This is a genomic window from Streptomyces dengpaensis, assembly GCF_002946835.1.
Taxonomy (GTDB): domain Bacteria; phylum Actinomycetota; class Actinomycetes; order Streptomycetales; family Streptomycetaceae; genus Streptomyces; species Streptomyces dengpaensis.
In genome coordinates, this window is record NZ_CP026652.1 from 4,327,084 (window position 1) to 4,342,700 (window position 15,617).

Sequence of the window (15,617 nt, forward strand, 5' to 3'; positions counted from 1 at the left end):
GCCAGCCGCCAGGCCGCCGAACGCCCGGCTGTTGAAGGACCGTTACACCTTCCAGCCGCCGCAAGTCAGGCAGCCGGGCACCTCGGAAGAGGCCTCCGGACCGACCGCCGAAGGGGAGCGACGTACGACCATGGGTGAGGTCTTCGCCGGCCGGTACGAACTGGTCGACCCGATCGGGCACGGGGGAGTCGGTGCGGTCTGGCGCGCCTGGGACCAACGGCGGCGCCGGTATGTGGCCGCCAAGGTACTGCAGCAGAGGGACGCGCATGCGCTGCTCCGCTTCGTGCGGGAGCAGGCGCTGCGGATCGATCATCCGCATGTGCTGGCTCCCGCCAGCTGGGCCGCCGACGATGACAAGGTCCTGTTCACCATGGATCTCGTCGCCGGGGGTTCCCTGGTCCACCTGGTCAATGACTACGGCCCCCTGCCTCCGCCTTTCGTCTGCACCCTGCTCGACCAACTGCTGGCCGGCGTCGCCGCCGTGCACGCCGAGGGGGTCGTGCATCGCGACATCAAGCCCGCCAACGTGCTCCTCGAGGCGACTGGCACGGCCCGGCCACGGCTGCGCCTTTCCGACTTCGGCATCGCGATGCGGCTGGGCGAGCCCCGGCTGACCGAGACCAACTATGTGGTGGGAACGCCCGGTTACTTCGCACCCGAGCAGATGATGGGCGCCGAGCCGGATTTCCCCGCCGATCTCTTCGCCGTGGGTCTGGTCGCCCTCTATCTGCTGGAGGGTGCCAAGCCAGACGCCAAGGCGCTGATCGAGTACTTCGCCGAGAACGGCACACCGTCCGCGCCACGGGGCATACCCGAGCCGCTGTGGCAGGTCGTGGCCATGCTGCTGCAGCCCGACCCGCACGCACGGTTCCGCACCGCTACCGGGGCGCGCAAGGCGCTCGCCTCGGCCGCCGAGCTGCTGCCCGAGCCAGGCCCCGACGACGAGTTGGTCGAGGTCTTCGACCAACTCGGGCCGCTGCCCGAGGGGTTCGGTCCACACGGACCACTCCGGGCTGTGCCAGGGGTGAACGCGGACGGCTTGCCGTCCGGACCACCGCCTCGGGGCGCAGCGGCGCCACGACTTGGCCTGGACAGCACGCCACGTTGGCCTGGGTCCGGGTCTGGTTTCGGCTCTGGTGTCGGCTCTGACGCCGGGTCCGGCGCCGCCTTCGGCTCTGGCGTCGACTCCGGCTCCAACTCCGGATCCGACTCTGGCAGCACGGGCTCCAACTCCCGTACCGCCTTCGACTTGGCGCCCGGCTCTGGCTCTGGCTCTGGCTCTGGCTCTTCCTCCAGCCCTGGTCCTGGGGCTGGCTCCGGTGCTGGGCCCGTTTTCGACTCCGGTGCTGTGCCCGGCTCCGACTCCGACTCCGGCCGTGACGCCGCCGCCCGTTCCAAATCCGTCCCGGTGGCCGACATCAGCTCCGCCTCTGAACGCCACCCTGCATCTGACTCCGACTACGGGCCCGGCGTCGGCGCTGAACCCGGTGTCGGCTTCGAGTCCGAGTCCGTCACTGGCCCCGGGACCAGGCTCGAACCTGGCTCTGTCCCTGACTCCGCGTCCGCCGGTGTCGGTGCCAGTGCCGAGCCCTGGCAAGCCAGCTCGGGCCCGCTGTATCAGGAGGCCGATTCCGGAGGTGCCAGGGCAGGTTCCAGTACCGGTGGCATACAGCCGGAGTCCCGCACCGGCCACGTAGGACCCGACCCGGACTCCAGTCACGTACGACCGGAGGCCGGCGCCAGTCCCGTACAGCCGGAGTCCGTCCCCGGCAACGTACGACCGCAGTCGGCACTGGGCGACGTACCACCGCCACCGCAACCCACTCCCCAGGGCGCCGTCCCCCCACAGCTGTCCACGATGTCGGACACCGGCAGCTTCCACTTGCCGCCCCCGCAGCCGGCCGTTCCCGACGGACAGCCACCGGCTCAGCCCCGGAGCCAGCCTCAACCGCACCCTCAGCCTCAACGGCAGTCCCCGCTGCATCCACAGCCCGAGCAGGTATGGCACGAGACTCAGCAGCAGCCCATCCCCCACCAGCCGAGGCATCCGCCCGAGCAGCCGCCCACTCCCTCCACCGCGGTCGCGCTCCCGGCGCCAACTCCCCTCCACACTCCGACGCCCACTCCCACGCAAGTGCCCTCCCCTCATCGGTCCGCGGCTCCGTCCGCCGCGATGCAGCAGCACGCGTACGCCTCTACTGGTTCATACACCGCTCGATCCCCGCAGGTTCCACCTCAGACGGGGGCAATTCCGGAGCGGCGCGCGAGGCGGGCTCGGCCGCGGCCCGGGCCGCCCGCGAAGGTGGCTGTGCCGGTGCTGCTCATCGCGCTGGCCTGCTTCGCGGTGGGATTCTGGGCGCTGGCCCAGATCTGAGATCTGAACGGAGCCAGCCCGAGCGGGGCCGGTCCTACCAGCCCCGCGGCGCCCGCTCCCACGGTCTCGAGGCAGGCGCAGGCAGCGGAGCCGAGGCCGTATCCGCGTCCTCCGGCGCGACGCCCGCCCGGCCCCGCGCGACCACCGTCCACACCGCGAGGGCCAGTACCAGCGCGCTCCCCGTGCCGATCCCGCCCAAGGCGACGAGCTTCATCGCTGTGCGATCGCTGCCACCGTCCCCCGGACCGAGCGGCCCGCCCGCCGTGCCGTCGTCCGGCGCTTCGTCGGAGTCCCCCGCCGCGACGTCGAACGCGCCACTGGGCTCGGGCCGTCCCGCGTAATCCGGGCCCGTCCGTGCCGTCCCCGCTACGTGCACGCGCAGCGTCAGCCCGAACGGTCCGTCGCCGAATCTGTCGGCGACCTGCGCGGAGAGATGGACCGCGAGGTAGTACGAGCCCGCGAACCGCATCCCGCTCACGCGGTCGTTGAGGGCGTAGCGGTTCTCGTACGTGACGGGAGGCAGCGGATCGAGCGCGGCAGAGCGCTGGCTGCCGTCGTACCCGGAGCCGACGTCGTCGACGAAGCCGCGTACGGGGTTGTAGACGGACATGGCGAGTGCGGTGCCCACATAGCCGGTGCCACGGCTGGAACTGCCCAGGTCCGCGGTCGCGTAGAGCTGTTGTCCCCAGTCGACCGGCACCTTGTAGAAGAGCGTCTGCCCGGGGCTGATCCCGTCCTGCCAGATGCCCTGCTCCAGCGGGCTCGCCGTGGTGAACCCCGCACCGCCCCTGCGGCGCTTCGGGTCCCCCGCGAGCGCGTCGGGCGACGCGGAGTTCCAGACCTCGGGAGCGTTCGTCGAACCGGCCGCCACCTTCAGGCTGGGCTCCGACACATGACTGAGCTCCAGGTCCCAGTCGCCGGACGCGGAATCCGTCGTACCGCTGCGTGCGACGACCACGTAGTACGTCCCCGCCGTCTGGCAGGCGTACTGGTCACCGCCCGTTTCGCGCGCCGCCCAGGCCGCGATGGGGTGGGGGCTCTGGGTGGCGCCGAAGTGGGCGGTTCCGGAGGAGGAGCAGTTGCGGCTGTTGGCGTCCTGCACCGACACCTTGAGGCCGTCCGAGTAGGAGACCGTCGCACCCGGCCTGGGGACGGCGGTGACGGAGACGTACGCGTTGGACGTGGCGTCGAGTTCGAGGCGGTAGTAGAGCTTGCCGTCCCTGCGTATGGAGCTCTTGTACGCCTTGCCCGGGTCGAGTCGGACGGAGCCGGTGGTGTCCGTCGTGCCTTTGACGGTCGTGGCGTCCTCGGCGAAGGCGTACGGCGCTGGAGTGGCCGAGGCCGCCACCATCTGCGTGCTGCCGGTCGCAGCCATCTGCGTGCCGCCGGTCGCGGCGGCCTGGCCCGCCGAAGCGGCCGTCGCGCAGAGCGCCGCTGCGGCGGCCGCGAGCGCCCGGCCGGGCCACGGCATCGCGCGCCGCCTCACCGTGCGCCGCCTCACCGTGCGCCGCCCCATCACGCGCCCCCCGTCGCAGACCTCGTAGCCCGTCGTCACGGCATCGGACCGTGGCCCATCCTGCCCCGCGGGCCACCGAGCCACCCGTGCTTTCCGTACGGGCGGCCGGAAGGCGCGTCTACGAGGCCCCACACACGAGCACGAAACCCCCACAGACCTCAAGCCCCCCAGACAACACAAAACCCGGCCGCGAGGAGCGGCCGGGGTCTGCTCTGAGACTGTTGTCGATGCTCACGAACCCGTGGGCACGGAGTCAGTCGCCTCCGTCCACAGATCCTGCTCGGCGCGATCCGCCTGGATCTGGCGGTACACGAGGAGCCCGCCGATGGCGGCTAGTGCGACCAGGAGAAGCTTCTTCACCGCGCGACCTCGTCTTTCCTTGACGTAGGGGACCTCTGGCGCCCGACTATACACACCGACCGATATCGATCGGTGATCTGGATCAGCCCTCAACTCCCGCCCAGCACACAGCAGTAGATGCGGACGCGGCCGCTCCGATCGCAGGGTGATCACACCTCACAGACAGTGACTTTTGCTGCGATCCCCGCCTTTTCGGGTCTCTTGCGGCCATCCGGGTGGTGTTCATCCGAACATCGACGCGCCACAGGCGTTGGTCCACCACTTCGCGGGCCGCATACACATCATGAGGAAAGTACGCAAATCGCCTGACCCGAAAGTGAGGGGCCATGACCCAGAACAAGGTCATGAAGCTGTGGACCGCGTTCGTCACCGCCTTCCTGGCGCTCTGCACGGCGCTCGGACTCATTACGACCACCGCGGCCGCGGCTGTACCGCAGGCCAGCACGACGCGCAACAGCGCGGCCCCCGTGACGGTGCCGACGATGATGTCCCCCTGGTCCTGGTCCTATAGCCGGGCCCTGCCCCCCACGATGAAGCAACGCATCCGTGCCGAGGCCCACGGCTCCTCGCCGACTTGCCGCCACCGCCCGCCGGCCGACACAGACACGGCCGACCTCCTGGCCCTGTGCGACGCCGATGACTCCCACACAGCGGCGGAAGCCGACGCGCCCCTGCAGCGCTGACCAGACGGCACCGCCCCGCGACCCGGACGCGCATTGCCCCTCACGCACTCACGTCCCGCGCGGACTGCCTGCACCACTGGCTCCACCGGCTCCGCTAGCACTACTGACACCGCCCGCAACATCCCTCACGTACCGGCGAACTTGCGTACACGCCGTGCACCAGCAAGACCCCCAACCGGGATCGGTGGGGGTCTTCGTGTTGTGGGGTGCTCCGTTCAGCGCTTGCAGTAGCCGCTGCGCTCCCGGGCGGATGACCTCAGTCTCCGCGCAAGAGCAGCGTCGCGCAGGTTCACCGTAGATGCCAAAGACCCCTAGGTGTGATCACCTAGGGGTCTTCGTGCTGGTGGGGCTAACAGGATTTGAACCTGTGGCCTCATCCTTATCAGGGATGCGCTCTAACCAACTGAGCTATAGCCCCGCCGCGCTTTGCGGTGTGTGTCCCGCGCGCTGACCTCTGAAGATTAGCGCACGACGTGGCCAGTCCCAAAATCGATAGTCGGAGGACCGTCGGAAGGCCGTCAGAAGACGTTTGAGACGGCGCTTAGTCGTCCTACTCGTCCTCGGCCAGCGTCAGCTCGACGCCGCCGACGAAGCCGGCGGAGAGGTTGTAGATGAACGCGCCGAGCGTGGCGAGCGCCGTGGCGAGGACCACGTCGATGACCGCGATGACCGACGTGAACATCAGGACGTTCGGGAGCGAGAGGAAGGCCTGGAGGTCGAATCCGTTGGATTCGTTCGAGCCCGTCGCCTCCGAGATCGTGCCGCCGACGGTCGAGAAGACGCCCATCGCGTCCATGACCATCCACAGCACCGCGGCCGCCACGATCGTGCAGATGCCCAGGGCGATGGAGAGCAGGAAGCTGACCTTCATCACCGACCACGGGTCGGCCTTGGCAACCCGCAGTCGCGCCTTGCGCGTACGCGGCGTCGTACGCGCCCCGGTGCGCGGCCGGCGGACCGCGCCCGTCGGCGGCTGCTGGGCCGGGTACGCCTGCGGCGGGTGATACGGCTGCGCGGGCTGCGGCTGCCGCTCCCCGGGCAGCGGAGAGCCCGGCGCCGGCGAACCGGGTGCCGCCGCCGGGGCCGCCTGCCCGCCCGCGTACTGCTGGGCCTGCGGGCCTCGGGTGTCCGTCACAGTTCCCCCCTGGGATCCATGAGAGTCATGGGAGTCAGTCGCATGCGTGGCGGGGCCACGGCCGCCGTCCGTATCCGTACCGGTCGATCCGGCGCCCGTGGCTCCGCTCACGATGACTCACTCCTCGCGCTACTCGGCCGAGGACGGCTCGCCCTCGTCCGTACCGACGACCTCCACGACCTCGACGGTCTCGTCCACGACATCCTCGCCGTCGACTTCCTCCGCCTCGCGGCCGGCCTCGGCGTTACGAGCGATACCGACGACGGCATCGCGCTTGCCCAGGTTGATCAGTTGGACGCCCATGGTGTCACGGCCCGTCTCCCTGACCTCGTTGACTCGCGTACGAATCACACCGCCGGACAGCGTGATGGCGAGGATCTCGTCGGTCTCCTCGACCACCAGCGCACCGACGAGAGACCCGCGGTCCTCGACGATCTTGGCGGCCTTGATGCCGAGGCCGCCGCGACCCTGGACGCGGTACTCGTCGACGGCGGTCCGCTTCGCGTACCCACCGTCTGTGGCAGTGAACACGAACGTACCGGGTCGAACAACATTCATCGAGAGCAGCTGGTCTCCCTCACGGAAGCTCATGCCCTTGACGCCCGAGGTGGCACGGCCCATGGGACGCAGTGCCTCGTCGGTCGCGGTAAACCTGATCGACTGCGCCTTCTTGCTGATCAGAAGCAGATCATCCTCGGCCGAGACGAGTTCGGCTCCGATCAGTTCGTCATCGGAACCGTCCTCCGTTTCACGGAGGTTGATCGCGATCACGCCGCCGGAGCGGGGCGAATCGTAATCCTTCAGAGGCGTCTTCTTGACCAGGCCGCCCTTGGTGGCCAACACCAGGTACGGCGCCGCTTCGTAGTCGCGGATCGCGAGGATCTCGGCGATCGCCTCGTCCGGCTGGAAGGCCAGAAGGTTGGCGACGTGCTGACCGCGCGCCTCACGGCCGGCGTCCGGAAGCTCGTACGCCTTCGCGCGGTAGACGCGGCCCTTGTTGGTGAAGAACAGCAGCCAGTGGTGCGTCGTCGACACGAAGAAGTGGTCGACGATGTCGTCTTCCTTGAGCTTCGTGCCGCGTACGCCCTTGCCGCCGCGCTTCTGCGAGCGGTAGTCGTCCGTCTTGGTGCGCTTGACGTAGCCGCCGCGCGTGATGGTGACGACGATGTCCTCTTCGGCGATGAGGTCCTCGATGGACATGTCGCCGTCGAAGGGCACCAGCTTGGAGCGGCGGTCGTCGCCGAACTTCTCGACGATCGCGGCGAGTTCCTCGCTGATGATGCCGCGCTGACGGATCGGCGAGGCCAGGATCGCGTTGTACTCCGTGATCTTCGCCTGGAGTTCGTCGTGCTCCTGGATGATCTTCTGGCGCTCCAGGGCGGCCAGTCGGCGCAGCTGCATCTCGAGGATCGCGTTGGCCTGGATCTCGTCGATCTCCAGGAGGCCCATCAGGCCCTCGCGCGCGATCTCGACGGTGTCACTGCGCCGGATCAGCGCGATGACCTCGTCGATGGAGTCCAGGGCCTTCAGGAGGCCGCGCAGGATGTGCGCGCGCTCCTCGGCCTTGCGCAGCCGGAACTTCGTACGGCGGACGACGACCTCGACCTGGTGCGCCACCCAGTGGCGGATGAACGCGTCCAGCGAGAGGGTCCGGGGCACGCCGTCGACCAGCGCCAGCATGTTGGCGCCGAAGTTCGTCTGCAGGTCGGTGTGCTTGTAGAGGTTGTTCAGGACGACCTTGGCGACCGCGTCGCGCTTCAGGACGATGACCAGCCGCTGGCCCGTACGGGACGACGTCTCGTCACGGACATCGGCGATGCCGCCGATCTTGCCGTCCTTGACCAGGTCGGCGATCTTCTGCGCGAGGTTGTCCGGGTTGACCTGGTAGGGGAGCTCGGTGACCACCAGGCACTGGCGGTTCTGGATCTCCTCGACCTCGACGACCGCGCGCATCGTGATGGAGCCACGGCCCGTGCGGTACGCCTCCTCGATGCCCTTGCGGCCCACTACGAGGGCGCCGGTCGGGAAATCGGGGCCCTTGATGCGCTCGATAAGAGCGTCGAGGAGCTCCTCATGGGAGGCCTCGGAGTTCTCGAGGTACCACTGGGCGCCGGCCGCGACCTCGCGGAGGTTGTGCGGCGGGATGTTGGTCGCCATGCCGACCGCGATGCCCGCCGAGCCGTTGATCAGCAGGTTCGGGAAGCGGGCCGGCAGGACGGTCGGCTCCTGGGAGCGGCCGTCGTAGTTGTCCGTGAAGTCGACGGTCTCCTCGTCGATGTCGCGGACCATCTCCATGGACAGCGGCGCCATCTTGCACTCGGTGTAGCGCATGGCGGCGGCGGGGTCGTTGCCCGGAGAGCCGAAGTTGCCGTTGGAGTCCACCAGCGGCATCCGCATCGACCACGGCTGCGCGAGGCGGACCAGCGCGTCGTAGATCGAGGAGTCGCCGTGCGGGTGGTAGTTGCCCATGACGTCGCCGACGACGCGGGCGCACTTGTAGAAGCCCTTCTCGGGCCGGTAGCCGCCGTCGTACATGGCGTACAGGACGCGGCGGTGGACGGGCTTGAGACCGTCCCGTACGTCGGGCAGCGCGCGCGACACGATGACGGACATCGCGTAGTCGAGGTAGGAGCGCTGCATCTCCGTCTCGAGCCCGACGGGCTCGACACGCTGGACGCCTTCCTCGGGCACCACGGTCTCGACACTCACGCTGATGTCGACGCCTTCTTCAGGCGTAGGGGGCATGTTCTCGTCGGTCATTGCTGGTGAAGATCCTTCCTGGTGCGGTCAGCGGAGACCGACTCAGATGTCGAGGAAGCGGACGTCCTTGGCGTTGCGCTGGATGAACGCGCGCCGCGCCTCGACGTCCTCGCCCATCAGCACCGAGAACAGGTCGTCGGCCTGGGCGGCGTCGTCGAGGGTGACCTGGCCCAGGACGCGGTGCTCCTGGTCCATCGTCGTGATGCGCAGCTCCTCGGCGTTCATCTCACCGAGACCCTTGAAGCGCTGGACCGAGTCATCCTTGATGCGCTTGCCGTTCTGCCGGCCGAGCTCGATGAGCGCGTCGCGCTCACGGTCCGAGTACGCGTACTCGAAGTCGTCCCGGCCCCACTTGATCTTGTAGAGCGGCGGGCGCGACAGGAAGACGTGCCCGGCCTCGACCAGCGGCCGCATGAAGCGGAACAGGAAGGTCAGCAGCAGGGTGTTGATGTGCTGGCCGTCGACGTCGGCGTCCGCCATCAGGATGATCTTGTGATAGCGGAGCTTCTCGATGTCGAAGTCCTCGTGGACTCCGGTGCCGAAGGCGGAGATCAGCGCCTGGATCTCCTGGTTCTGCAGGATCTTGTCGATCCGGGCCTTCTCGACGTTCAGGATCTTGCCGCGGATCGGCAGGATGGCCTGGTATTCCGGGTTCCGGCCGGACTTGGCCGAGCCGCCGGCGGAGTCACCCTCGACGATGAAGATCTCGCACTTGATGGGGTCGTTCGACTGGCAGTCCGAGAGCTTGCCCGGCAGGGACGCGGACTCGAGGAGACCCTTGCGGCGGGTGAGGTCGCGCGCCTTGCGGGCCGCCACGCGCGCGGTGGCCGCCTGGATGGACTTGCGGACGATCTCCGCGGCCTCGTTCGGGTTGCGGTCCAGCCAGTCCGTAAGGTGCTCGTGCACGACCTTCTGCACGAAGGTCTTCGCCTCCGTGTTGCCCAGCTTGGTCTTCGTCTGGCCCTCGAACTGGGGCTCGCCGAGCTTGACCGAGATGATCGCGGTCAGACCCTCGCGGATGTCGTCACCGGTGAGGTTGTCGTCCTTCTCGCGCAGCAGCTTCTTGTCGCGCGCGTACCGGTTGATGAGGCCGGTGAGTGCCGCGCGGAAGCCCTCCTCGTGCGTACCGCCCTCGTGGGTGTGGATGGTGTTGGCGAAGGAGTACACGCCCTCGGTGTAGCCGCTGTTCCACTGCATCGCGACCTCGACGGCGAGCATGCGCTCCTTGTCCTCGGCCTCGATGTCGATCACGGTGTCGTGGACCACGTCTCCCTTGCGGGAGTTGAGGTACTTCACGAAGTCGACGATGCCACCCTCGTAGTGGTACGTGACGGTCTTGACCTCGGGAGTCTCGTCCGCCCCGGCCTCGTCCGCGCCCGCGGTGGCCTTCGCCGACTCGCGCTCATCAGTGAGTTTGATCGTCAAACCCTTGTTGAGGAACGCCATCTCCTGGAAGCGCCGCGACAGCGTCTCGAAGGAGAAGTCAGTGGTCTCGAAGATGTCCGGGTCGGCCCAGAAGGTGACCGCCGTGCCCGAGTCCTCGACCGTCTCGTGCTTGGCGAGCGGGGCCGTCGGGACGCCCATCTTGTAGTCCTGCGTCCAGCGGTAGCCGTCCCGCTTGATCTCGACCGAGACCTTGGTGGACAGGGCGTTCACCACGGAGACGCCGACGCCGTGCAGACCGCCGGAAACCGCGTACCCGCCGCCGCCGAACTTGCCGCCCGCGTGCAGCACGGTCAGCACGACCTCGACGGCCGGCTTCTTCTCGACCGGGTGGATGTCCACCGGGATGCCGCGACCGTTGTCGATCACGCGCACCCCGCCGTCGGCGAGGATCGTCACGTCGATGGTGTCCGCGTGGCCGGCCAGCGCCTCGTCGACGGAGTTGTCGACAACCTCTTGCACGAGGTGGTGCAGTCCGCGCTCGCCGGTCGAGCCGATGTACATACCGGGTCGCTTGCGGACCGCGTCCAGACCCTCGAGGACGGTGATGGCGCTGGCGTCGTACGAGGATGTGACCTCGCCGTTGGGGCCGGCGTCGGTGGACGGGATGTTCTCGTTGGGGTTGCCGGAATCGGCCACGAAGCGCCCTTTCTGGCACAGCACGAGCCAGGCTCGTCGGCGGGTTGCCGGAGCGGCTGCGGCATGTTGCGTTGGTAAGCCCTGATCAGCGTTGCTCAGCTTTTCCCGGACGGTCCCCACGTTTGGGGCGGGATTAGCTTCCAGTCTACCGGTAGCGCCGACAGTGATGGGGGTTTGCCGGTACCTGAGTCCGCATGTGCCGCCCTGAACCGGTCTCGGCCGACTCCCCATATGCGGACCCGGGCTCAAAGAGGCTCACAGCGGCACTCAGCGCTTCCGGGTGTCAACCCTTGGCTACTGCGGAGTCAGGTCGGTGTTCGCGGCCGCCACGGTCGCCCGTGATCCACGGTCGCGGCACTTGGCTATGAGCCGCGATCGACGGTTGCGAATTTGCCGCGATCAGCCGTGACCGACGGCTGTAACGTCGGCTGCAATGTCGACTGTGACGTGGGTTGCAACGTCGGCCGTGTCGTGACCCTGCCAGCGGCGATCGGCAGTTTCCGCAGGCCGCGGTCACCCGTAGGTGTCGCCGGGCCCCGTGCTCCCGGGGGCGCGCAGGGGCCCGAAGCGGCGCGCGGGGCCCCCGGGGCCCTGCACCTTGATCAGCCGCACCGTGCCGTGCCCGAGGTCCTGGTTCAGCCGCGCGACCAGCTGCGGGGCGAGCAGACGCAGCTGGGTGGCCCAGGCGGTCGAGTCGCACTGCACGGTCAGCACCCGCTCGGCCGGCTCGTCGTCATACCGCAGCGGAACACAGTGTTTGGCCAGGTCGTCGCCGACGATCTGCGGCCAGCGGCCCATCACGCCGCCCACGGCGGCCGGTGTCTCCCAGCCGCGCTCGGTGAGCAGCCGGTTGATGGCGGCGCCGAGCGCCATGGGGTCGCGCCCGTCGGCGCGCGCGCCGGAGCGCAGGCCGCCGCGCCGCGCCTGCTTCTTTTGCTGCGCCGCGTCCCCACGCGCGCGTGCCTGCTCCTTGGCTGCGCGCAGCGCCACGCGCGCGAGGTCGACGCCGGAGGGCTCGGGGGTCTTGGGGGTCTTTTTCTTGGGTGTGTCGCCAGATGCGCTTTCGGGAGCGTTTTTTTTCGGTGTGTTCTCTGTCATACGCGTTCCACCGTGCCCTCGGACACGGCGTACCGCGCCCCCGCCAGTACGTGCGGTACGTCGTTGTCGACCGCGGCGGTCACCAGCACCTGCTCGCCGGACGCGACGAGTTCCGCGAGGCGCTCCCTCCTGCGCGTGTCCAGCTCCGCGAACACGTCGTCCAGCACCAGCACCGGCTCGTTGCCCTCGGCCCTGAGCAGGTCGTACGAGGCCAGGCGCAGCGCCAGCGCGTAGGACCAGGACTCGCCGTGGGAGGCGTATCCCTTGGCGGGCAGCTGACCGAGTTTGAGAAGCAAATCGTCCCGATGGGGTCCTACAAGGGTCACGCCCCGCTCGATCTCCTGCTTGCGGACCTCGGCGAGCGCCGCCATCAGCTGCTCGTACAGGTCCTCGCGCGTGTGTGCCTCGCCGGGGGCGGACGGCTTGTACTCCAGGGTGATCGGGCCGCCGCCGGGCGCCAGCTGCTCGTACGCCTTGTCGGTCAGCGGCTGGATCGCGGAGATCAGGTCGAGCCGCTGGGCGAGTAGCTCGGCGCCCACGCGCGCGAGGTGCTGGTCCCACACGTCGAGCGTCGACAGGTCCATGGTGCGGCCGCCGTGCCGGCGGGCCAGCGCGGCCGACTTCAGGAGGGTGTTGCGCTGCTTGAGGACCCGGTCGTAGTCGGAGCGGACACCCGCCATGCGCGGGGAACGGGCGGTGATCAGCTCGTCGAGGAAACGGCGCCGCTCACCAGGGTCGCCCTTGACGAGGGCGAGGTCCTCGGGGGCGAACAGCACGGTTCGTACGATGCCGAGGACGTCACGGGGTCTGACCTGCGAGGACCTGTTGATGCGGGCGCGGTTGGCCTTGCCGGGGTTCAGCTCCAGCTCGATGAGCTGCTGACGCTCGCCCTGGCGGACATTGGCCCGGACGATCGCCCGGTCGGCGCCCATGCGGACGAGCGGCGCGTCGGAGGAGACGCGGTGGCTGCCAAGGGTCGCGAGATAGCCGACGGCCTCGACCAGATTCGTCTTGCCCTGCCCGTTGGGGCCCACGAACGCGGTGACGCCCGGGTCGAGAGGGACCTCGACCCGGGCGTACGAGCGGAAGTCGGCCAGCGACAGATGCGTGACGTGCATGGTCGTTCGCCGACCTCCCCCAGCGTGGTGTTTCGGGTTTTCCCCCGGCGGCCGGATGCGTTCCGGCCTGCGGGCTTTCCCCGGCTGTGGACAACCGGGTCACCCCGGGTGTGGAGAACCCGGGGCGCGGATCAGGCCTTCTCGACGGCGTGGCCGCCGAACTGGTTGCGCAGCGCCGCGATCATCTTCATCTGCGGCGAGTCGTCCTGCCGCGAGGCGAAGCGCGCGAAGAGCGAAGCGGTGATCGCCGGGAGCGGCACCGCGTTGTCGATGGCGGCTTCCACCGTCCAGCGGCCCTCGCCCGAGTCCTCGGCGTAGCCGCGGAGCTTGTCGAGGTGCTCGTCATCGTCCAGCGCGTTGACGGCGAGGTCGAGCAGCCAGGAGCGGATGACCGTGCCCTCCTGCCAGGAGCGGAAGACCTCGCGCACATCGGTGACGGAGTCGACCTTCTCCAGGAGCTCCCAGCCCTCGGCATAGGCCTGCATCATGGCGTACTCGATGCCGTTGTGGACCATTTTCGCGAAGTGGCCCGCGCCGACCTTGCCCGCGTGCACCGACCCGAAGTCGCCCTCGGGCTTGAGCGCGTCGAAGATCGGCTGCACCTTGGCGACGTTCTCCTTGTCGCCGCCGTACATCAGCGCATAGCCGTTCTCCAGGCCCCAGACGCCACCGGAGACACCGCAGTCGACGAAGCCGATGCCCTTGATGCCCAGCTCGACGGCGTGCTTCTCGTCGTCCGTCCAGCGGGAGTTTCCACCGTCCACGACGACGTCGCCCGGCTCCAGCAGGGCGGCCAGCTCGTCGATGGTCGACTGGGTCGCGGCACCGGCCGGGACCATGACCCACACCACGCGCGGGCCCTTGAGCTTGCTCACAAGCTCTTCCAGGCTGTGGACATCGGCGAGGTCCGGGTTGCGGTCGTATCCGATGACGGTGTGGCCTGCGCGGCGGATCCGCTCGCGCATGTTGCCGCCCATCTTGCCGAGGCCGACGAGACCGAGCTCCATCAGTTGTTCCTTAGGGGTTGCGACGTGGCGTGAGGGCACACTCGTACCTGTGTCTGAGCCTAAACCCAGACGCTCACGCACACCTGTGGGCATAGCCGCTCAGAAGTACGCCCCTCCTACGAATTCGCCCGCCGGACCGTGCGGCCCGGCGGGCGAAGGGCTCAGCCCGACAGGCGCACCGGCATGATCAGATACTTGTAGGCCTCGTCCGCCTCGGCGTCCATGGCTGCCTTGCCGCTCAGCAGCGCGGGCTTGGTGGACGTGGTGAAGGAGAGCTGGGCCACCGGCGAGTCGATGGCGCTCAGGCCGTCGAGCAGGAACGTCGGGTTGAAGGCGATCGAGATGTCGTCGCCCTCCAGCTGGGCGTCGACCCTTTCCACAGCCTGTGCGTCGTCGCTGGAACCGGCCTCCAGGATCAGCACGCCCTGCTCGAAGCTCAGGCGCACCGGGGTGTTCCGCTCGGCGACCAGGGCGACGCGCTTGACGGCCTCCACGAAGGGGGCGGTCTCGATCACGGCCACGGAGTTGAACTCCGTCGGGAACAGCGTGCGGTACTTCGGGAGGTCGCCTTCGAGCAGACGGGTGGTCGTACGCCGCCCGGCGCCCTCGAAGCCGATCAGGCCCTCGCCCGCTCCGGAGCCGGACAGCGCCAGGATCACGCTGTCGCCGCTCGTGAGGGCCTTGGCGATGTCCAGGAGCGTCTTGGCGGGCACCAGGGCGACCGCGGACGCGTCCGGGTTCTCCGGCTTCCACAGGAACTCGCGGACCGCGAAGCGGTAGCGGTCGGTGGAGGCGAGGGTGACCGTGTCGCCCTCGATCTCGATGCGGACACCGGTGAGCACGGGGAGCGTGTCGTCGCGCCCTGCCGCGATGGCCACCTGGGCGGCGGCCGAGGCGAAGACCTCACCGGGAACGGTGCCGGTCGCCGACGGCATCTGCGGAAGCGCCGGGTACTCCTCCACAGGCAGGGTGTGGAGTGTGAATCGCGAGGAGCCGCAGACCACGGTCGCCCGTACACCGTCTGTGGAAATCTCCACCGGCCGGTTGGGCAGGGCGCGGCAGATGTCCGCGAGCAGGCGGCCGGAGACGAGGACCGTGCCCTCTTCGTCGACCTCCGCGTCCACGGAGACGCGTGCCGAGACCTCGTAGTCGAAGCTGGAGAGGCTCAGAGCGCCCTCCTCGGCCTTCAGAAGGAGGCCGGCGAGCACAGGCGCCGGCGGACGGGCCGGGAGACTGCGTGCCGCCCAGGCCACTGCCTCCGCGAGTACGTCGCGTTCCACCCGGATCTTCACCGTTGCCGCCTCCGTCTGTTGCCGGCGCTGCCGCCCTGCTGGCCTTCGTCCTCTGACTCGGTGTCGCTCGGCCCTGTGAGGGGAAGGACACCGGGGACCAGTCTGACGCACCTCACTGACAGTCGGTGCCCCTCGGGGTCAAGTCGTGCCGAGCGGCCCCTGAGCCTCCGAGAGCGAGTTGTGCACAGCCCC

11 protein-coding genes and 1 tRNA gene are annotated in these 15,617 nt (G+C 68.9%); 2 read left to right on the plus strand and 10 right to left on the minus strand.

Going from position 1 to position 15,617, the window contains the following annotated elements; genetic code table 11:
• The first annotated feature begins 130 nt into the window (after positions 1-130).
• Positions 131-2,374 carry a serine/threonine-protein kinase gene (locus C4B68_RS42490; RefSeq protein ID WP_099502051.1) on the plus strand — a complete coding sequence of 748 codons (2,244 nt, stop codon included), beginning with the start codon at positions 131-133 and terminating at the stop codon, positions 2,372-2,374.
• A gap of 34 nt (positions 2,375-2,408) precedes the next feature.
• On the opposite strand, the gene C4B68_RS19950 is transcribed toward C4B68_RS42490, so the two are convergent.
• Positions 2,409-3,929 carry a hypothetical protein gene (locus C4B68_RS19950; RefSeq protein WP_180289255.1) on the minus strand — a complete coding sequence of 507 codons (1,521 nt, stop codon included), beginning with the start codon at positions 3,927-3,929 and terminating at the stop codon, positions 2,409-2,411.
• Positions 3,930-4,121: 192 nt separating this feature from the next.
• Entirely contained in the window at positions 4,122-4,250 is a 129-nt protein-coding gene (locus tag C4B68_RS43370) for a DLW-39 family protein (protein WP_003999697.1), read from the minus strand.
• A 326-nt stretch (positions 4,251-4,576) separates the two neighbouring features.
• Here C4B68_RS43370 and C4B68_RS19960 point away from each other — a divergent pair, with 326 nt between their 5' ends.
• Positions 4,577-4,933 carry a DUF6344 domain-containing protein gene (locus C4B68_RS19960; RefSeq protein WP_099502049.1) on the plus strand — a complete coding sequence of 119 codons (357 nt, stop codon included), beginning with the start codon at positions 4,577-4,579 and terminating at the stop codon, positions 4,931-4,933.
• Between the two features lie 341 nt (positions 4,934-5,274).
• Here the strand turns inward: C4B68_RS19960 and C4B68_RS19965 are convergent.
• The 8 genes from C4B68_RS19965 to dnaN all read right to left on the minus strand — a co-directional run bounded on the left by C4B68_RS19965 (position 5,275) and on the right by dnaN (position 15,425).
• Positions 5,275-5,351 (minus strand) — tRNA-Ile (locus tag C4B68_RS19965).
• A gap of 132 nt (positions 5,352-5,483) precedes the next feature.
• Positions 5,484-6,179 carry a DUF3566 domain-containing protein gene (locus C4B68_RS19970; RefSeq protein WP_099502048.1) on the minus strand — a complete coding sequence of 232 codons (696 nt, stop codon included), beginning with the start codon at positions 6,177-6,179 and terminating at the stop codon, positions 5,484-5,486.
• Between the two features lie 18 nt (positions 6,180-6,197).
• Positions 6,198-8,828, minus strand: a complete 2,631-nt coding sequence (gene gyrA / locus C4B68_RS19975) for a DNA gyrase subunit A (protein ID WP_099502047.1) — start codon at positions 8,826-8,828, stop codon at positions 6,198-6,200.
• 42 nt (positions 8,829-8,870) lie between these two features.
• Complete coding sequence (gyrB, locus tag C4B68_RS19980; RefSeq protein ID WP_099502046.1) at positions 8,871-10,934, minus strand: DNA topoisomerase (ATP-hydrolyzing) subunit B; 2,064 nt, start codon at positions 10,932-10,934, stop codon at positions 8,871-8,873.
• Positions 10,935-11,423: 489 nt separating this feature from the next.
• Positions 11,424-12,008: a DciA family protein gene (locus C4B68_RS19985; protein WP_099502045.1), complete on the minus strand. Its 585-nt coding sequence runs from the start codon at positions 12,006-12,008 to the stop codon at positions 11,424-11,426.
• On the minus strand, positions 12,005-13,126 hold the full coding sequence (gene recF, locus C4B68_RS19990; protein WP_099502044.1) for a DNA replication/repair protein RecF: 1,122 nt from the start codon (positions 13,124-13,126) through the stop codon (positions 12,005-12,007). The genes C4B68_RS19985 and recF overlap by 4 nt, the downstream gene beginning before the upstream one ends.
• A gap of 131 nt (positions 13,127-13,257) precedes the next feature.
• Entirely contained in the window at positions 13,258-14,133 is an 876-nt protein-coding gene (gnd, locus tag C4B68_RS19995; RefSeq protein WP_099502043.1) for a phosphogluconate dehydrogenase (NAD(+)-dependent, decarboxylating), read from the minus strand.
• Positions 14,134-14,294: 161 nt separating this feature from the next.
• Positions 14,295-15,425 (minus strand): DNA polymerase III subunit beta, encoded by a 1,131-nt coding sequence (dnaN, locus tag C4B68_RS20000; RefSeq protein ID WP_099502042.1) that lies wholly within the window; start codon positions 15,423-15,425, stop codon positions 14,295-14,297.
• Positions 15,426-15,617 lie beyond the last annotated feature (192 nt).